The organism is Streptomyces sp. NPDC048197, assembly GCF_043202395.1.
Classification (GTDB): domain Bacteria; phylum Actinomycetota; class Actinomycetes; order Streptomycetales; family Streptomycetaceae; genus Streptomyces; species Streptomyces siderophoricus.
Genome location: NZ_JBIDAJ010000004.1, coordinates 89754 through 107884, shown reverse-complemented (window position 1 = coordinate 107884; position 18131 = coordinate 89754). Strand labels below are relative to the sequence as shown.

The window sequence follows — 18131 nt, the reverse complement described above, 5'->3', positions numbered from 1 at the left end:
CACATGGGTGCCCGGGACGCTGGACCCGTTTACCGTACGCATCGTGAGAATTCTGATCCTCGGCGGTAGCGGCTTCTTGGGCTCTGAGCTGGTCCGGCAGGCGGTAGCAGCAGGGCATCTGACGGCCGCGACCTGTGCGACCAAGCCTGGCCACACTCGCGAGGTCGGCTGGTACGCCCTCGACCTGCGGGACCCTGGGCGCATCGACGCGGTCATGGCCGAGGTCGGGCCGGATCTTGTCGTCAACGCATCGAGCGGCGGAGCCGATTGGGCGGTCACGGCCGAGGGCCCGGTCCGGCTGGCGATGGCCTCGGCGAAGTACGGCAGTCGCTTGGTCCATGTTTCCAGCGACGCGGTGTTCTCCGGCGCTCGCGTCCACTACGACGAGTCCTGCCTGCCTGACCCCATCACCCCGTACGGGGCGGCGAAGGCCGCGGCGGAAACCGGGGTCCTCCTCGTACATCCGCAGGCCGTGGTCGCCCGTACCTCGTTGATCATCGGTCGCGGCCAGTCCCTTCACGAACGTGCCGTCCACGACCTCGCGGCCGGTACCCGCGACGGCGCCCTGTTCACCGATGACATCCGCTGCCCGGTACACGTCGCCGATCTCGCCGCGGCGCTCCTGGAGCTCGCCTCGCACGACACCAGCGGCATCCACCATCTCGCAGGCGCCGACGCGTTGAGCCGCCACGAACTCGGCGTCCTCATCGCCAGGCGGGACGGCCTCGACCCCTCCCGCTTGCCCACGGGTCTGCGGGCCGACAGCACACTTCGCGGCGCCCTCGACGTCCGCCTCGACAGCCGCGCAACCCAACGCAAACTGCGCACCCTCCTACGCGGCGCCGGCCAGTTCATCACCGCGAAGGTTTGAACGCCTCACCCATTTTCGCTGTCTGACGACCGATGCGGGCTGCCTGCCTGGGCCGAGCGCGACCGCAGCCAGTCAGGCCGACGAGGAGTGTGCGTCGATCGCCAGACCGTCCACGAGGTCGCGTACGAGACCTGCCGCCTGAGTTCGGGCCTGGTCAGGGTTGTCGGTTTCGGCGATCGCGAGGGACAGTTCGGTGAGGGCGCCGTAGAACGCTCGGGCGATCAGTTCGGCCGGGTGGGGCCGGATGCGGCCGGCGTCGAGCGCGGTCTGCACGATGTCGAGGACCAGGCCGCCGAGATGGCGCTGGTCCAGTTCGCGCCATTGCTGCCAGCCGAGGGCGATCGGGCCTTGCTGGAGCACGATGTGGCGGTAGGTGGGTTCCATGCAGATGTCGAGGAACTCGTCGACGGCGTGGTCGGCTCGCTCGCGCGGGTCCGAGACGGGGTCGATCGCCGCCGTGATGCGCTGCGTTGCCTGCCGCTCCAGGTCTTCGAAGACAGCCTCGAAGAGCCCCAGCTTGCCGTTGAAGTGGTGGTAGAGCGCGCCGCGGGTGAGGCCGGCGGTGCGCACCAGCTCTTCCGCCGACACGCTCGCGTATTCACGCTCGCTGAAGAGGCGCAGGGCGGTGTCGAGCAGGGTGCGGCGGGTGTTCTCCGCGTACTTCTCTCGCAGTGTTTCCACCCGGCATGGATATCACATACGCTTTGCATGTCAGATTCACTCTGTATGTGAGTTCTGGGTGTGAGGTGGCGATGGATAAATCGATGGACCTCGTGGATGTGGTGGATGTCGTGGTCGTCGGGGCTGGAGTGGCGGGCCTGGTGGCCGCTCGCGACCTGGTTCGGGGCGGGGCGGAGGTGCTGGTGCTGGAGGCGCGTGACCGCGTCGGTGGCCGGCTTCTGAACGATGAGTTACCCGGCGGCGCCCCCATCGAGGTGGGCGGGCAGTGGGTCGGCCCCGGGCAGGACCAAGTGCTGGCCCTGATCAAGGAACTGGGCCTGCGCACCTACCCCACCTACGCCGACGGCGAGCACATCGCCGAGATGGGCTCCTACCGCTCCCGGTACACGGGCCGAATACCCCGGCTGAACCCGCTGGTGCTGGCCGACATCGGACAAGTCCAATACCGCCTGGACCGGCTCGCGCGCCACGTCGCCGCGACCGATCCGTGGCAGGCACCCCGCGCCGAGGAACTGGACACCCAGACCTTCGGCACCTGGCTGCGCAAAACCGCGCACACCGCAGGCGGCCGCGCTTTCTTCCGGCTGGTCACCGAGGGGGTGTTCTCCGCAGAACCCGAGGACATGTCCGCACTGTGGGCCGCCTTCTACGTCGGCGGTGCCGGCGGCCTCGATGCGCTGATCAACACCGTTGGCGGGGCGCAGCAGGACCGAGTGGTCGGCGGAACGCAGCGCATCGCGCTGAGGCTGGCGGAGGAACTCGGTGACCGGGTCGTCCTCGACGTGCCGGTGACCGACATCGACTGGCAGAGCTCGGGCGTCCGCGTCGTCACGCGCAGCGGCCGGACCGTGCACGCCCGCCGGGCCGTGATCGCGGTGCCGCCCCCGCTCGCCGCGCGGATCCGATTCACCCCGGGCCTTCCGGGCGACCGCGACCAGCTCGTCCAACGGATGCCGATGGGCAGGGTCATCAAGGTCAACGTCGCCTACGACGAGCCGTTCTGGCGCCGTGCGGGCCTGAGCGGCCAGGCGAACAGCACCGATCGGGCACTGGGTACGGTGTTCGACAACACGCCGTTCGACGGCTCTCCCGGCGTGCTCGTCGGCTTCCTCGAAGGCCGGCATGCCGATACCGGCGCACGTATGGACTTCGACGAGCGGCGCGCTCAGGTGCTCAAGGACCTCGTCGGCTATTTCGGCCCTCGGGCCCGCAATCCCGTCGCCTACCTGGAACGCGACTGGGCGGAAGAGGAGTACAGCCGCGGATGCTACGGGGCGTTTGCCGTGCCCGGCACCCTCACCCGCTTCGGTCCGGCCCTGCGCAAGCCGGTCGGCCCGCTGCACTGGGCGGGCACCGAGACCGCCACGAAGTGGGCGGGCTACATGGACGGAGCCGCTGAATCCGGCCACCGCGTCGCGGGCGAGATCCTCCCTGAACTCTCTTGATATGGCGGTCCCGCAGAACGTACGGGGAATGCGGGACCGCCGTATCTCGGCGGAGGTCAGGAGGCGTTCGCGTAGGCGTATGCATACGCGTTGGCGTTGGCGTTGGTGCAGGCGAGGTGCACGAGCTCGTCAGGCAGTCGCCGCAGCGGCGCGTTCCTCACCCCGGCGTCGGGACCGCTTGCCGTACATCGTCGTCCACAGAATGAGGGCGCCGAGCACGCCGTACATGAGAATCGGGCTCAGGACCACCACGGTGTCGGTGCTCAGGACGTAGGCCAGCGCGATCCGGACGGCTGCCTCCAGGCAGTAGGCCACGCCCCAGACCGTCGTCATCGTCCGCGTGGTGGTGCGGAATCCTTCGTACTGCCACATGCCGTTCCACCAGGCGGTGCTCGCTGCGGTGCCGTCGGTGGCGAACTTACGGCCGAAGTAGAACATCAGGGGGCGCGGCGCCACCAGCGTCGCCAGACACAGCAGCCCGAACAACCCGCTGATGGCGGAGTCCTTGACCAGCAGTGCCTGGGTCGAGTGGGAGCCGATGAGCGACACCACTGCGGTGATCACCAAGAACACCAGGGTCACTATGGCGAATTCGTCGAGACGGCGTCGCCACACGAGGTGGACGGCGCTGTCGAGAACCGGCCAGGCACCGCCTGCCAGCAGCGCCGCGAACTCGCTCCAGCCCTGATCCCGCAAGGCGTTGTACGTGATGATCGGGGCGGCCACGTTGAGCGCGATGGTGAGCACCCAGCCACCGATGGCAGCGCCTTGGGACCGAGCGGGTGGCCCCGGGCGTTCAGCGGCTTGCGCCGTTTGCGCCGCCTGAGCCGCTTGCGTCTCCGGTGCGCTGGGTCTGTCTGGTCCGGTCGTGTTGTCGTGAGCGAGCACGGTCCCCCCTGGGAGTCATTGAGTGTGCGACCGGGGCACGCAAAACAGGCGCGCGGCAGGAGACAAGCTCCCCAGGCCACGCGCCAGGCCCCCCGATAGGCCGTGATCATGCATGACTGAAAACCATCTGCGCAACTGGCCCTGAGCGCCGTCCGCTTCGTGGTGTGGTGGGACCGTCGTTTATGGCGAGGCAGGGGTGCCACGAGCGAGAGAAAGGCCAGGTAGTTGCAGATATCTCGTTCCTCGCGGGGCAGAGTCTGCGGTCGCCGGACAGCCAGGGGACGGCGCGTAACGGCGCGTCTCATGAGGCGACGGGCGCCTTCCCCTCGATGGCTGGTCTCTGCCCCCTTGAGCGCAATGCAGATGCCGATGCGTACTCGGATGCGGAAACTGCGGATGCGGATGCGTGCGCGGATGCGGCCGCCGATGCCGAGGGGCTTCCCACGGTGTTAATGCGCGCGATCTCCGCGCCCGCGATCGTTACCAACGTAGGCGTCCCTGCCCCGTAGACCGCCGCCAGCGGCGGTTGCCGAGCTCACGAGGCTGCTCGCGCTCGGCGTCGTGGCCGGACTCCCGCACGGGGCATTCTTCGGCGTGGGCGCCGTCGTCGCCGCGGGCATGGTCCCGGCCGGCCGCACCGCCAAGGCAGTGTCGATGATGTTCCTCGGCCTCGCGCTGGCCAACATCGCCGGCGTCCTCCTCGGCACGTATTTCGGTACCACACTGGGCTGGCGCTCGGCGGCGCCCTGCTCACCCTGGCCGGACTCGTCCTGGCCGTCGCCCTCACCGCGACCACCCGCCGCGGACAGGCCACCGTGACCCGATCCGTTTCGCCGCAGCCTCAGCTGAACCATCGGGAATGAAGGGAGAGGGCCAGGCGGGCAGCGACCGGTATCGGGTGCGGTTCGACGGCGATCCGATCCGGCGCTCCGACCTGGCGGTGTGAGTGGTCCGAGCCAGTGGTGTGGGCCGTTGGTGGCAACGTATCCGACGCTTGCTTGCGCCTGCTGCTGGGGCACCCGCCCACGTCGAACAATGGGCCCGGTCCAGACGCAAGGGTGTGTTTGCGCGGCATCGAGAGGAACGAGCGATGGGCAGAGCCGGACATCCGGATCGTAGGGCGTTGCTTGGCATGGGAATGGCGGGCGCCGCGGCCGCGCTCACAGGGTGCTCTTCTACGAGGACCGCCTCGACGACCCACGCTTCGCCCGAAGCGCGGGCCGTCCAGACGGCCACCGCATCGCCCCAAGCACGGCCGACCACCCCCGCCGCGGCATTCGCGCGGCTGATGGCAGGCAACAGACGCTGGGTGAGCGGAGACCTTCACCACCCCGACCGGGACCCGAACCGGCGTCAGCTCGTGGCCCAGGCGCAGGAGCCTTTCGGGTCGATCCTCTCGTGCATCGACTCCCGAGTACCGCCGGAACTCCTCTTCGACACCGGCCTGGGTGACCTCTACGTGATGCGCACGGGCGGAGAGGCGGTCGACCCGGTGGTCACGGGCTCTGTCGAGTACGGGCCCATGACGAGTGGCACCCCGCTCGTCATGGTCCTGGGGCATCAGCGCTGCGGCGCCATCGAAGCGGCGTACAAGTCGCTTCGAAACGGCAAACCGCTCCCCGGCAACCTGCAGGCGATCGTCAGGTCTCTGCAACCGGCGTACGAGCAGGCCGGCCGGGAAGGCGGCGCCGACCCGGTCGAGACCATGGCTCGCGCACAGGTCAAGCTGACCGCAGCCGATCTACGCTCCAACCAGGACCTGGCCCCGCTCGTGAAAAAGGGCACCCTGGCCGTGGTCGGCGCCTACTACTCACTCGACACCGGCAAGGTGGAGGTCCTGGGCGGCGCGCCCTCCTGATCGGCCGCACAGACAGGCTGGCTTGGTAGCACTGGGCTGGGCGGTCTTGATGTCCCGTGCCTCTGGATCCCAAGCGACCAGGGTGGCTCGAGGTCGGTGCAGAGCTTGCCGACGCAGAAGTCAGCCTCGGTGTTGCGGGTTTGGCCGGTGCCGTTGGTGGTGCCGGAGGCAGGCGGTCGCGGCAGGTCTCATACCGACGTAACGGGCGTGCTCGGGTGCACCTCACGTTCGATGCGCGGCATGATCTCGGGAACGTAGATGTCCTGGATAGCTGCGCCGGAGTCGTGGGTGTCCCAGTGGTCCCGACTCGCCCAGCGCTCGACCAGGACGAACCGCGCGGCATCCTCGTCCGATTGGTACGCCTCCCAGCTGACGCAGCCGTCTTCGGCCAGGCACAGCGGACGCATACGGGCCAGCGCGTCCGCCACGTGGGCTATCTCTTCGGCCTTGGGCACGCGGATGATGACGATGAGGTCGAACACCAATGCTCCTCGATCGAGGGCGGACACAGCCCGGGCACCCTATCGTGCCTGCCGGCTGACCTGCGTAAACGCCTCGGAAGGGAACCCTGGGGCCGCGCCGCCGAAGTTCGGCCGATGATGTCGGCGATACAAGAAGCGAAGCGCTTGACCCTCACGTGGCGTCATGCCTCATTGTCTGTGGCGTGGAAGAGCACCTGACCGTGGGGCATGTGGCCAAGCTGGCCGGCGTGAGCGTCCGCACCCTGCATCACTATGACGGCATCGGCCTCGTGCAGCCGTCCGCGCGGACTGCGACCGGATACCGGGCCTACTCGGCGGGGGACGTGGAGCGACTGCGGGAGGTGCTCGCCTACCGGCGGCTGGGCTTCGGCTTGCGCGAGATCGCGGACCTGGTTGACGACCCCACCACCGACGCGGTCGCGCACCTGCACCGGCTGCGCGGCCTGCTGCTGGAACAGCGCGACCGCGCCGCTGCCATGGTGACGGCCATAGACAGGGAACTGGAGGCACGGGCCATGGGGATCAGGACGACACCGGAGGAGCAACTGGGCGTGTTCGGGGCGCAGTTGTACGAAGCGATCGGATCTGCTTACCCAGCGACGCGGCGCACCGAGCCGCGGATCGCCGCGAGGATCTGGGAGGCGCTCGGGGAGGCGCGGACGGTGCTGAACGTCGGGGCCGGCACCGGTTCCTACGAGCCGCCCGACCGCGACGTCACGGCGGTGGAACCATCGGCGGTCATGCGGGCACAGCGTCCCGCGGGCGCGGCGCGGTGCGTGGCCGCCAGTGCGGAGAGCCTGCCGTTCGAGGACCAGTCCTTCGACGCCGCGATGGCGGTCAGCACCGTTCATCACTGGCCGGACCCGGTCGCCGGGCTGCGGGAGATGCGGCGCGTGGCCCGCCGCGTGGTGGTGTTCACGTACGACGCCAGTGCCACCGGCTGGCGGGAGCGGTTCTGGCTCACCCGCGACTACCTGCCTGAATTCGCTGACCTCCTCACCGGTTGGCCTTCACTGGCCGATCTGACCCGCGCGATCGGCGGCCGCGCGGAGCCGGTCCTCATCCCATGGGACTGCGCTGACGGCTTCTTCGAGGCCTACTGGCGCCGACCCGAGGCGTACCTGGACGACCATGTGCGCCGCGCGGTATCGGTGTGGACCAGAGTCGGACCGGAGGCCGAGCAGCGGGCGGTGAACAGCCTCCGCGACGATCTCTCCGCAGGCCGGTGGGCCGAGCGCAACCGCGACCTCGTCGCCCTCGACGCGGCAGAACTCGGCCTCCGCCTCCTCGTAGCCTGAACCATCGTGCGCGAGAACGCCATTGGCTTGGCGCGTTCCTACCTGGCTGATGGGTGGCTGACCGGCGGATGACGTGGGTGTCCCGGGCTGCCGTTGTTGGTATGTTGCGCGCCGGGTGGCGGTGTTCCAACTCACGTTCTAGCTCCGGTACTTAGGCCATGACATTGCACCCGACCCACCCGTCGCCCAGAATGTGGTCGGCCGCCATGGGGGTGGTCCCAGGAGCATGGTGGTGCTTGCGATGCCGGCAGTGAATGTGTCGAGGATCGACCGTCGTGTAAGGGGCGAGGTGGCACGGAGGGGGCTGTTCCTCGTCTCACCGGACCCGGAGCCCTCCCATCGGGATGTTTTTGTCTTCGTATGCACGGACCCGGACCCCGGAGACTGCGGTTTCACCAGGGTGGGACACGTGTCCACCGCGACGGGGGCGAATCACGCGGTCTACGTGATGGACGGCCGTGATCGCAGCGCAGCCGTATCGCTCTCCCAGATCCGAGCCGCCTTCCCGACCTGGGAAGACGGGATCATGGCTGTGCTTGCCTCGTTCGATCGCTGGGGCTGACGCAGGCTGCTGGTCGAGGCCGGTGTGCCAGCCCGTCGTGGGCCCGGTACGGCCCGGCCGAGCGGGTCCGAAATCCCTCCTGCGGACGAGGGTGTCTCGGACCTGGGGACGACGGCACGCCGGAGGTGGTGGCCTAGCATCCGGGTCATGAACAGTGAGCTCTTCGCCGCCGAGTACATGGCACAGCCGGCCACCGCGCCGGGCATGACACAGCAGAACGCGAAGTCGATCAAGTACGCGGTGAACGGCGAGTGCTACGCGCGGCAGGGCGCGATGATTGCCTTCCGCGGTGACCTGCACTTCGAGAAGCAGGGCCAGGGGGTCGGCAATTTCCTCAAGCGCGCCGTGACCGGCGAGGGACTGGCGCTGATGACCGTACGGGGCAAGGGCGAGGTGTGGTTCGCGCACGAGGCGGCCAACTGCTTCATCCTGGACCTGGCGCCCGGCGACAGCATCACGATCAACGGCCGCAATGTGCTGTGCTTCGACCCGTCCCTCTCCTATGAGATCAAGGTGGTCAAGGGCGCTGGTATGGCCGGCGGCGGCATCTTCAACTCCGTCTTCACCGGCCAGGGCAAGCTCGGCGTGATGTGCGAGGGCAACCCCATCGTCATACCCGTCTCCCCGCAGGCCCCGGTCTTCGTCGACACCGATGCGGTGGTCGGCTGGAGCAGTGCCCTGCAGACCTCGCTGCACCGCTCCCAGAGCATGGGGTCGATGCTCCGCGGCGGATCCGGCGAGGCGGTCCAACTGCGCCTGGACGGTGAGGGGTTCGTGATCGTACGCCCGAGTGAACTGCGGCCGGAGAAGGCTGCCGGGAACTGATCCGCACGTACCTGGGTGAGGCCGTTGGTCAGAGTGGGGCGCCCCGGGCATAGCGCGGGACGAACGAAACCCTGGCCAGCGGCGATCTCCTGGTCCGGCTCCCGGTGGCTGCGTCGCGGTCGCTGGTCGGCGCACCCGCACCCCTCCGTCCGATGCCTCCGACTCGTCTCCAAGATCGATTGTCAGTGGTGGGTGAGACGATCGATGCATCGAGTCGGAACAAGGGGGAGCGGCTATGTCCGGAAACCAGAACTACATCAATCACGTTGCGCTTGTGCTGGATGCCAGTTCGTCGATGTCACACCTGAGCCGCAAGGTCGTCGACGTCGCCGACCAGCAAATCGCTTATCTGGCCCGCCGTTCGCAGGAACTGGACCAGGAAACCCGCGTCACGGTGTACGTCTTCGCCGACACGGTGGAGTGCGTGATCTACGACAAGGACGTGCTGCGGATGCCGTCCCTGAAGCAGCTGTACCGGGTCGGCGGCATGACGGCTCTGCTGGCGGCCACGCTGAAGTCGCAGCGGGAGCTCGCGCAGACAGCTCAACTGTACGGCGACCACAGCTTCCTGACGTTCGTGCTGACTGACGGGCAGGAGAACGCAAGTCATTACTGTGGAGATGCCCCGGCCAGGGATCCGCGTGAATTGATTCGCGCCGTGGCCAAGATGATCGAGACGCAGGAGGACAACTGGACGCTAGCCGTCCTTGTGCCGGACCAGATGGGCAAGCGCGAGGCCACGCAGTGCGGTTTCCCGAAGGACAACATAGCCATCTGGGATGCCACGAGCACACAGGGGCTGGAAGAGGCCGGGCAGGTCATCCAGCAGGCAACCGAAAAGTTCATGGTGGGCCGCAGCCAGGGCATCCGGGGATCGCGGGCGGTGTTCTCCATGGGCGCGGAGGCCGTCAACAAGGACACCATCGAGGCAGCCGGCCTCACCCCGGTGGATCCGTCCGAATACCAGCTGATTCCGGTGGCGCGCGAAGCGGCGATCCGGGAGTGGGTCGTCGAAAGCGGCCACACTTACCGTACCGGTTGTGCGTTCTACCAGCTGAGTAAGTCGGAGAAGATCCAGGCGAAGAAGCAGATCGCGGTGCTGGAGAAGAAGACGGACCGGGTGTACACGGGGCCGGAGGCTCGAGCGCTGCTCGGCCTGCCGGACGTGGAAGTTCGCGTCAAGCCGGACCACAACGACGACTTCACGATCTTCGTGCAGAGCACCAGCGTGAACCGCAAGCTGGTACCGCAGACCCGGCTCCTCCTGATGAGCTGACGCTTCGGGAGCCCCGTCGGTTGACGGGGCTCCCTTTTGCATTGAGCACGCCTGGAGGTGGCCATACGCCCTGGCCGGCCGCCACGCCCCGATGTCAGAACCGGAAACCCAGACGGTCGGTGAGTGCTTGCCTCTGTTCAGCTGTGGCGAGCACCACGATGGTCTCGTGGACGCGGTATTTGTCGCGGTCGAAGTCGACGGTGTGCCATTGGCGGGTGTCGTCGTCGCGGGCGGTGTAGGCGATGGCGTTGCAGGCGGCCTCGTGGTCGTAGTAGTACTCCTTGAAGTGCTCGGCTTCGATGGAGATGACTTGTCCGTCCCGTTCGAACTCCAACGTATCGAACCGGCCGTCCTGCAACTCCTCTTCGCCCTCGATGAGCCGGACGTTGGAGATCGTGACCGAATGGCCCGCGACCGCGGAGGCTTCTTCCATAAGAGCCTCGTAATCTTCGTATATGGAGCCGATGCCTTCGGCGTGCACCGAGACCGCGACCCCGAAGTGTACGAGTGCCATGGCCGCGTCGTATTGACGCACTTCCTTGTGTGCCCAGTCTGCTGCTTCTTCGAGGCCATGGCGCCACCGTTCCTCGGACACCATGCCGATTTCGTGAAGGATTTCGCCCACGTGCGCATAGGTAAACGATGAAGTGAATGATGCGGAGTTCGACATGGCGACGATCTTTCCATGCACCGGCATCAGTTGGGTTTCACGTCGAAAAGCTCACCTCACGGGACACGGTCTGAGCCGGAGTGTGCCGTCAGTCCTGGCGGTAGGCGTTGCCGTGCTCGTTGATGAGTACGTACTCGGGGTTGAGAGCGGCGGCAGCGCGGGCGCGTTCCAGCAGCTCGGTGAGAGGAGCAAGCGGGGCCAGGCCCAAACGGTCGAGAAGTTCGGCGCGCATGCCTGGCACGTCTTCCAGTTCAGTTGCCTCGATGTATTCGGCGTCGTCCTCGTCGCGGAGAGCTCGGAGGGCCGGTTCGTCCATGATGCGGCCCTCCCGTTCCCAGTACAGGGCTTCATCGGCGCACGGCAGGCCGATCAGTAGGAGCAGTGCGTCCCGGAGGTTGGTTCCGATCAGCCCGGCGGAGCCTTCGGAGTCGGCGAAGAGTACCGGGCGGTCCTCGTCGTCGCCTTCACCACAGAGGAAGTACGTGCCGCCGCTGTGGTCCTTGGCGATCGGGTCCAACGGCGCGCCGGAGGCCAGTCGCACCGGTTCCACGTGGGTGAGAGGGCCGAAGGCCGCGACGAGGGTGTCGAATTCGAAGGGGAAATCGGCCAGTTGCGCGGCTTCGGGGTCGGCCTTGAGCCGGTTGAGCAGTGATGCGGAAGTCTGCACGAGTGGACCTTACAGGGGGGCTCTGGCGGGTTGGGCCGGAGGTTGCGGCCCTGCCGGTCATCGCGACACGGCGAATGGTGCTGCTACGTCATTCGCCTCTACTCGTCTACTCGTCGCTGCTCCGGCCCTCCTCCACAGGTGTGGTGATCCCAAGGTCGATACGCATGACGTGCCGCATCCTCCACAAGGCGTCCCAAAGCCTTCTCGTGTCCTCTCGGGCGGCTGCCACGCTCTCTCCCTCTTCGGCGACGCCTCTGTCGAGCCGTTTCAGTAAGCCGTAGAGATCGCCCAAGCCGCGGTTCACCGTACTGGCCGCCGCCAACACCTCGTCAGGCAGCACCATTTGGGCTTCGGCGTGGCGCGCACGGTGGTCCCGGCGGGCCTGGTCCAGATCCGACCGTAATTCCTCGGTCACCTCACCCGCTTGCAGGGCGTGGAGGAAGTTCGTCGTCACGGTGATGTAGTCGCGGGTTCCGGCGTTGAGGGCGGCGTAGCAGGTGCGCCGTGCCTCGAGCTGAGCCTGTCGGGCGGCGTACTCGCGTTCCTCGTCCTGGAGCCGCTTGGCATGCTCCAGATCACGTGCCCTGGCCCGGTCAGCGCTGCGCTGGGTGAGCAGTGCTGACGCGAGCGTGCCGCCGATCCCCAGAACTGCGACCGCGAACTCGCTGATTGAGCTACCCATAGCTACCCATGCCGCCCCCCGGATCCGCTAGGCCCGCAGAGACTGTACTGGGAAGCCGGCGTTCGCCGGCGGGCGCACACCTGGATCGGGGCAGCACCCGACGGCGAGCCCCGCCGGCCTTCGTTGCGTGCGGATGAGCCGTGGGACGAGCCGGCCGGCCGGCGCGGTGGCCCGGGCGGCGGACCACCCCGGCGGGCAGATGACAACTCCTCTTTACCTCGGGCTTGCCACTGGGTATGGACCGCGACGGCGACTACAGGCACCCTGTCGCGCGACGTGTCACAGAGGTACTCCTGAGACGAGGGCGGAGCGAATGACACCGATCAGCCGAAGAGGCTTCGTGGGACTGGGCGCTTCCGTGGCCGCGGGCGTGACGCTGGGCGCCGGCACGCGCACGGCAGACGCGGTCCAGCGCGCGGCGACCGGCACGATCAAGGACGTGGAGCACGTGGTGATCCTCATGCAGGAGAACCGCAGCTTCGATCACTACTTCGGGCGTCTGAAGGGCGTCCGCGGCTTCGACGACAGCAGCGGGATCACCCTGAGCGGTGGCCACTCGGTCTTCGAGCAGCCGAACGGCCTGGGTCGGCAATACCCGTGGAAGCTCAGCTCCACCCCGCCGGCGGGTGGCAAGGACAGCGAGACCCTCGCCCAGTGCAACGGCGACCTGCCCCACTCCTGGTCCTCGCAGCACTCCGCGTGGAACAAGGGCCGCCTCGACAACTGGGTCTGGGGCGTGGGCAACGTCCGCTCGCTCGGCTACCTGGATCGCTCCGACATCCCCTTCCACTACGCGCTCGCCGACAACTACACCATCTGCGACGCCTACTTCTGCTCCACACTCAGCGCGACCGGCCCCAACCGCACCTACCTGTGGAGCGGGAAGGTGGACTCGTCCAGCCACGACGGCGGTGACGAGTCGGGCCTGACCTGGCAGACCTACGCCGAGGCGCTGCAGGCCGCCGGGGTGACCTGGAAGGTCTACCAGAACGCTGCCGACAACTACGGGGACAACGGCTGTGCCTACTTCACGAACTTCGCCAACGCCAAGCCCGGCGACCCGCTGTACGACCGCGGTATGTCCTCGGTGCCGAAGGTGACCGGTTCGACCCCCGACGACATCGCCGCCGCCCTCAAGGCCGACGTACTCGCCGGTACCCTCCCGCAGGTCTCCTGGATCGTCCCCAACCAAGGCTTCTCCGAACACCCCTATGCCCCACCCGGCGACGGCGCCCACTTCGTCAACCTCGTCTACCAAGCCCTCGCGGCAGACGCCGACGTCTTCAACTCCACCGTGCTGTTCCTCAACTACGACGAGAACGACGGCTACTTCGACCACGTACCGCCACCGATACCGCCCGGCGGAACCGACGGCGAGTACCTCAACGGGCTCCCGTACGGCTTCGGCTTCCGCGTCCCCATGATCGTCATCTCACCCTGGACACGCGGCGGTTGGGTCTCCTCGGAGGTCTTCGAGCACACCTCGGTGATCCGGTTCCTGGAGACCTGGACGACGGCGCTGGGCAAACCCGCCAACTGCCCCAACATCAGCGCGTGGCGACGCAAGGTGAGCGGTGACCTGACCGGTGCCTTCAACTTCGCCAAGCCGGTCTACGGCCCCGTCTCGCTCCCCGCGACCAGCGTCATCGGCATCAGTACCTGCGCTCCGCTCCCCAATCCGGCGCCGACGAACAACGCCCTGCCCGCCCAGGAGCCCGGCACGAGACCGGCCCGCGCGCTCCCGTACCAGCCCAACGGGTACCTGGACCGCTTGGAGTTCGGCCCGTCCGCAAAGATCCTCGCGTGGTGCACGATGACCAACCAGGGCGGCCCGGCCGCACGGGCGGCCCACTTCTCGATCCATCCCAACGCCTACCGCGACACCACCCCCTGGCAGTACACCGTCGATGCCGGTGGCACGGCGTCCGACTACTTCAACATCGGCTTGGGCTACGGCGGCGGCAAGTACGACCTGACGATGGTCGGCCCCAACCGCTTCCTGCGCCGCTTCCAGGGCGACGCGACCAAGGCCGGCAAGTCCGCCGAGGTCAGAACCCGTTACGCCGTGGAACCCGGTACGGGGAAGCTCGCCCTCTACTTCAAGATGACCAACACGGGCTCGTCCTCCGTCACGTTCACGATCACCTCCAACCGCTACCGAGGCGACGGCCCCTGGACCTACAACGTCGCCGCCGGCGCTTCGAGGGAGGACTACTTCAACGCCGTCGCGTACCAGAACGGCTGGTACGACTTCACGGTGACCGTCAATTCCGACACGGCCTGGTCGCGCCGGTTCACCGGCCACCTGGAGACGGGCACGGCCAGCGTCAGCGGCTGATCCTGGCTGAACGGGACGCGTTGCAGGTCGCGTTGGGGCCGACCCTTCACATGTTCCGCACCCGTGCTTCAGCCCCGGTGCGCAGGCCGGGGTTGAGGCACGGGCAGCCAGTACCCGTCGGTCATGCCTGACAGTACTCTTCGATCATGACTGATCACCTGACTCGCGCCGTGAGCGGTCGCGGCTCGCCACGGGGGACCGCTGGATATGCGGAGGCGGCGGAGGTGCTGGCTGTTCAGTACGAGGAAGTCACCTTCGAGGAAGTCCACCGCGACGTACTGCAATTCGTTCCGGCCGAGCCGGGCCGGATCCTGGAGGTGGGTGCCGGGACGGGGCGCGATGCCGCCGCGTTGGCTGCTCGTGGACACAGCGTCGTGGCTGTCGAGCCGACCACAGAGCTACGGGAACACGCACGGCGGCTGCATGCGGACAGCGACATAGCTTGGGTCGATGACGCTCTACCGGACCTGACGCTGAGCCGTCACCCGGGCGAGTTCGAGGCGATCTTCGCCACCGCGGTGTGGATGCATCTGGATCCCGAGGAGCGCCGACATGCGATGGCCAGGATCGCCGGGTTGCTTGTTCCTGGCGGCAGATTCTTCGTCAATCTGCGTCACGGCCCGGTGCCCGCGGGCCGCCATATGTTCAACGTGTCTGCTGCTGAGACAGCCGAGTTGGGCCGTGCGCACGGGCTGCGCAGGCTTCACTGCAACGAGCGGCTCGATCTTCATGGTCGTGAAAACGTCCGATGGAGCTGTCTGGTCCTGCAAGCAGACGGGATCAGCGACAGAGCCGGCTGACGACCGCGACCGCCCCGGCCGCTGGCCGTGCGGTCGCGGATGTCGGTCGAAGGCTCCGATCATGCGGCCTCGGTCGGGGTGGTGAAACGCGCGCGCAAGGCTGCCAGGCCGGTGGCGTACACCACGTCGCCGAAGAGCCGCTCGACCTCGGGAACGGTTTCTTCCGCACCCTTGTAGATCGCTGACCAGCGCACCTCCGCACCCTCGTCATGGGCGACGACGGTCAGTGTCGCCACGTAGTCGGTGATCGGAAGGGGCGTGTCGAAAACCGTGTAGCGGTACGCACGCGCACTGTCGTCCCTGGCGAGCAAGCGTTCGCGGGCGACCACGACCCCGTCGAGCACGAACGCCCGCACCGCACCCGGCGTTTCCGGGTCGTCCCCCTCCTCCATGACTGAGGGCGGGACCGTCGGGTGCCAGTCGGCGAGCCCGGCGAAACGGCCGATGGTGTGCCAGACCGAGTCGGGGTCCATGGGAAGCACGGTGGTGCGGATGAGGCTGTGCGTGCGGGACATGTGGGGTACCGGTGGCTTGGACATGCGGGGCACCTCGGTTTGCTGTCTGTGATCCGTGATCCGTGATCCGTGATCCGTGATCTGCGATCTGTGATTTGCGGTTTGTGATCTGTGGTTTGTTGCCTGGAGTGGTGGGCCAGCAGTGGGCTTGCGGTGGGTCCTGGGCTGCAGGTCACCAGGTGCTGTCGCCGCGCAGGGTGGCGTCGGCGCCCCCGTCGAGGAAGATGACCTGGCCGGTGACGTGCGAGTTCTCCGGGGAGGTCAGCCAGGCAAGCAGCGGTGCGACCTGTTCGGGGCGGGCGTGGCCGTGCAACGGCATCGGGACGGTCGCGTCAACGGCTTTGCGTATCTCGGCGTCGGCGAGCATACCCGCGGTCATCGGGGTGAGGATGGTGCCTGGGGCGACGGCGTTGAGCGGGATGCCGGCGGCCGCCCAGTCATCGGTGACGGCCGTGCGGCGGAGCCAGCGTGCGATGGCTGCCTTGGACGATCCGTAGATCGCATACCCCTCCCCACGGTCGATGGCTGCCTGGGAAGCGGCCACGGTCTTCTCCTCGTCGCCGGAGAGGGCGGCATCGACGATGGCCGGGTCATGCGGGTGGACCGACGCGACGGAGGAAATCAGGACGGCGCGCGGGTCGGTTCCAGCGGCGAGGAGCGGGCGGAGCCCGTCGAGGGTGGCGACCACGCCGAAGTAGTTGACCCGGATGGTGTCTGTGGTGAAGTGAGCGAGGCCGGCACAGGCGATGACGGCGTCGAGGCGTCCACCGGTCAACTCGTGGGCCCGGTCGACGAGTTCCCTACGGCCTTCAGGTGTGGCGAGGTCCGCGCTGATGTCGGTGGCCTGAAGGTCGGCGCCGATCACGGTGTGGCCTTGCTGGCGGAGGTGGGCGGCGGTGGCCTTACCTATGCCGGAAGCGGCCCCGGTGATGAGGTAGGTGCGCTCCGAGTCGCAGGAGGTAGGGGACATGGTCGGCTCCGTTTCAACATGCTTCGGCGGCCCACTTGGGGTGACGCGGGTGGCGGGTAGCGATGAGGTGGATGACGCTGGGTGGCGCCTGGATGACGCCTGACTGGCGTGGGTGATGTGGGTGAGGTGGGTGACGTGGGTGACGTGTCGCGTTGAGGTGTTGCGGATTCGGCAGCGTGCAGTCGTCCGACTCTCCGGGCGCTCGACCACGTCGCCAGTGGCGAGCAGCGGTGAGTAGCGGTGAGCAGCGGTGACCGCGCTCACTGTCCTCGTGGCAGCGACAGACGCGAACCGCCCCGTTCGGCCCTCAACTGCCGACTTCTGTGCGGTCATTGAGGGATTTGTTCAGGCGGCGGAGTCAGCGTACCTCTTTTTTGGCATGACGTGCCAACTGGCTTGTCTATGCCAACATGAGGGGTCGCAGACATGGGGACCGGATCGAAGGTGAGGAGAGGCGGATGACAGGAGCGCGAGGCAGACCGTCGCTGACGGAACGGCGGCGGCAGGAGACCCGGCAGGAGATCGCGGAGGCCGCCGCCGTGCTGTTTTCCGAGCAGGGTTACGACGCGACCACGGTCGAGGACATCGCCTCAGCTGCCGGCATCTCGCTGCGCACCTTCTATCGCTACTGCGTGGCGAAGGAGGATGCGCTCACGCCCCTCTTGACCTCCAGCGTCGGCCGGCTTGTCGAAACGCTGGCCACCCTGCCGGCCGACGAGCCGCTGACCAGTGCGGTGCAGGCGGCTTTCGGTGCGCCGGCCTCGGTCCAGCAGCTCGCGGACATGGAGCGCGCCCGCCGGCTGATCCGCGTCATGGGCAGCGTGCCGGCGATCCGCATGCGGTGGCTGGCCGCCGGGCGGGACATGCAGGACCAGCTGTTGGCGGTGCTCGCGGCCCGCACGGGAGCGTCGCCGGACAGTCTGGAGGTACGGCTGATGGCCACTGTTCTCCTGGACGCGATCAACGTCGCGCTGGAGTACTGGGCCCGGCAGGACGAACCGGAGGACCTCGTCCAGCTGACTCGTCGCGCGCTGGACTACCTGCGCATTGACGAGCTGTAGTTGGCGCGGTCCGTGGTCCGTGGTCCGTGGTCGGTGATCCGTGGTCGGTGATCCGTGGTCGGCGCGATGAGCAGGTGGTGCCGGACGCTCGGCCAGCTCCCTGGCCATCTTCCTGCAGGTTCTGCTCTGCCGGATCCCAGGGGCTCTCGGAGATGTCTCAGAGAGGTATCAGGGGCAGCTCAGGGACTGCTCAGGGTTGATCCCGGATGGCATGTGAGGCCATATCGCCGAGAGTTGATGGT

Annotated in this window: 18 protein-coding genes and 1 pseudogene; 11 read left to right on the top strand and 8 right to left on the bottom strand. The window is 67.6% G+C overall.

Annotated features, from left to right (window positions below; genetic code table 11):
- Positions 1–43 precede the first annotated feature (43 nt).
- Entirely contained in the window at positions 44–871 is an 828-nt protein-coding gene (locus ACGF4C_RS07595; protein WP_393564103.1) for an SDR family oxidoreductase, read from the top strand.
- 72 nt (positions 872–943) lie between these two features.
- Here the strand turns inward: ACGF4C_RS07595 and ACGF4C_RS07590 are convergent, their stop codons facing one another.
- Entirely contained in the window at positions 944–1552 is a 609-nt protein-coding gene (locus ACGF4C_RS07590) for a TetR/AcrR family transcriptional regulator (RefSeq protein ID WP_393564102.1), read from the bottom strand.
- 83 nt (positions 1553–1635) lie between these two features.
- On the opposite strand from ACGF4C_RS07590, the gene ACGF4C_RS07585 reads away from it, so the two are divergent.
- Positions 1636–2997 carry a flavin monoamine oxidase family protein gene (locus tag ACGF4C_RS07585; protein ID WP_393564100.1) on the top strand — a complete coding sequence of 454 codons (1362 nt, stop codon included), beginning with the start codon at positions 1636–1638 and terminating at the stop codon, positions 2995–2997.
- A gap of 129 nt (positions 2998–3126) precedes the next feature.
- On the opposite strand, the gene ACGF4C_RS07580 is transcribed toward ACGF4C_RS07585, so the two are convergent.
- Positions 3127–3744 carry a VC0807 family protein gene (locus ACGF4C_RS07580; protein ID WP_393564099.1) on the bottom strand — a complete coding sequence of 206 codons (618 nt, stop codon included), beginning with the start codon at positions 3742–3744 and terminating at the stop codon, positions 3127–3129.
- 684 nt (positions 3745–4428) lie between these two features.
- Here ACGF4C_RS07580 and ACGF4C_RS07575 point away from each other — a divergent pair.
- Positions 4429–4623, top strand: a pseudogene (locus tag ACGF4C_RS07575) (MFS transporter); the annotation flags it as partial.
- 571 nt (positions 4624–5194) lie between these two features.
- Entirely contained in the window at positions 5195–5743 is a 549-nt protein-coding gene (locus ACGF4C_RS07570; RefSeq protein ID WP_393564097.1) for a carbonic anhydrase, read from the top strand.
- A 188-nt stretch (positions 5744–5931) separates the two neighbouring features.
- Here the strand turns inward: ACGF4C_RS07570 and ACGF4C_RS07565 are convergent, their stop codons facing one another.
- The gene (locus ACGF4C_RS07565; protein ID WP_393564096.1) at positions 5932–6225 is read right to left on the bottom strand and encodes a putative quinol monooxygenase; all 294 of its coding nucleotides are present in this window, start codon (positions 6223–6225) and stop codon (positions 5932–5934) included.
- A 209-nt stretch (positions 6226–6434) separates the two neighbouring features.
- Between ACGF4C_RS07565 and ACGF4C_RS07560 the strand changes: the two genes are divergently transcribed.
- The 4 genes from ACGF4C_RS07560 (at position 6435) to ACGF4C_RS07545 (ending at position 10186) form a co-directional block, all read left to right on the top strand.
- Entirely contained in the window at positions 6435–7523 is a 1089-nt protein-coding gene (locus ACGF4C_RS07560) for a methyltransferase domain-containing protein (protein ID WP_393564504.1), read from the top strand.
- Positions 7524–7932: 409 nt separating this feature from the next.
- Complete coding sequence (locus tag ACGF4C_RS07555; protein WP_393564094.1) at positions 7933–8085, top strand: hypothetical protein; 153 nt, start codon at positions 7933–7935, stop codon at positions 8083–8085.
- A gap of 147 nt (positions 8086–8232) precedes the next feature.
- The gene (locus ACGF4C_RS07550) at positions 8233–8910 is read left to right on the top strand and encodes an AIM24 family protein (RefSeq protein WP_393564092.1); all 678 of its coding nucleotides are present in this window, start codon (positions 8233–8235) and stop codon (positions 8908–8910) included.
- 235 nt (positions 8911–9145) lie between these two features.
- Positions 9146–10186, top strand: coding sequence for a vWA domain-containing protein (locus ACGF4C_RS07545; protein ID WP_393564090.1), 1041 nt, complete (start codon positions 9146–9148; stop codon positions 10184–10186).
- 94 nt (positions 10187–10280) lie between these two features.
- Here ACGF4C_RS07545 and ACGF4C_RS07540 read toward each other — a convergent pair whose 3' ends face one another.
- The 3 genes from ACGF4C_RS07540 to ACGF4C_RS07530 form a co-directional block, all read right to left on the bottom strand.
- On the bottom strand, positions 10281–10856 hold the full coding sequence (locus tag ACGF4C_RS07540; protein WP_393564088.1) for a hypothetical protein: 576 nt from the start codon (positions 10854–10856) through the stop codon (positions 10281–10283).
- Positions 10857–10944: 88 nt separating this feature from the next.
- Positions 10945–11523 (bottom strand): hypothetical protein, encoded by a 579-nt coding sequence (locus ACGF4C_RS07535; RefSeq protein ID WP_393564087.1) that lies wholly within the window; start codon positions 11521–11523, stop codon positions 10945–10947.
- Between the two features lie 106 nt (positions 11524–11629).
- On the bottom strand, positions 11630–12205 hold the full coding sequence (locus tag ACGF4C_RS07530) for a hypothetical protein (RefSeq protein ID WP_393564085.1): 576 nt from the start codon (positions 12203–12205) through the stop codon (positions 11630–11632).
- A 313-nt stretch (positions 12206–12518) separates the two neighbouring features.
- Here ACGF4C_RS07530 and ACGF4C_RS07525 point away from each other — a divergent pair, with 313 nt between their 5' ends.
- Positions 12519–14543 carry a phosphocholine-specific phospholipase C gene (locus ACGF4C_RS07525; RefSeq protein WP_393564084.1) on the top strand — a complete coding sequence of 675 codons (2025 nt, stop codon included), beginning with the start codon at positions 12519–12521 and terminating at the stop codon, positions 14541–14543.
- Positions 14544–14689: 146 nt separating this feature from the next.
- Positions 14690–15343 (top strand): class I SAM-dependent methyltransferase, encoded by a 654-nt coding sequence (locus ACGF4C_RS07520; protein WP_393564083.1) that lies wholly within the window; start codon positions 14690–14692, stop codon positions 15341–15343.
- Positions 15344–15402: 59 nt separating this feature from the next.
- Here ACGF4C_RS07520 and ACGF4C_RS07515 read toward each other — a convergent pair whose 3' ends face one another.
- Positions 15403–15882, bottom strand: a complete 480-nt coding sequence (locus tag ACGF4C_RS07515) for an SRPBCC family protein (RefSeq protein ID WP_393564082.1) — start codon at positions 15880–15882, stop codon at positions 15403–15405.
- Positions 15883–16030: 148 nt separating this feature from the next.
- Complete coding sequence (locus ACGF4C_RS07510; RefSeq protein ID WP_393564080.1) at positions 16031–16828, bottom strand: SDR family oxidoreductase; 798 nt, start codon at positions 16826–16828, stop codon at positions 16031–16033.
- 458 nt (positions 16829–17286) lie between these two features.
- On the opposite strand from ACGF4C_RS07510, the gene ACGF4C_RS07505 reads away from it, so the two are divergent.
- On the top strand, positions 17287–17889 hold the full coding sequence (locus ACGF4C_RS07505) for a TetR/AcrR family transcriptional regulator (RefSeq protein WP_393564078.1): 603 nt from the start codon (positions 17287–17289) through the stop codon (positions 17887–17889).
- Positions 17890–18131 lie beyond the last annotated feature (242 nt).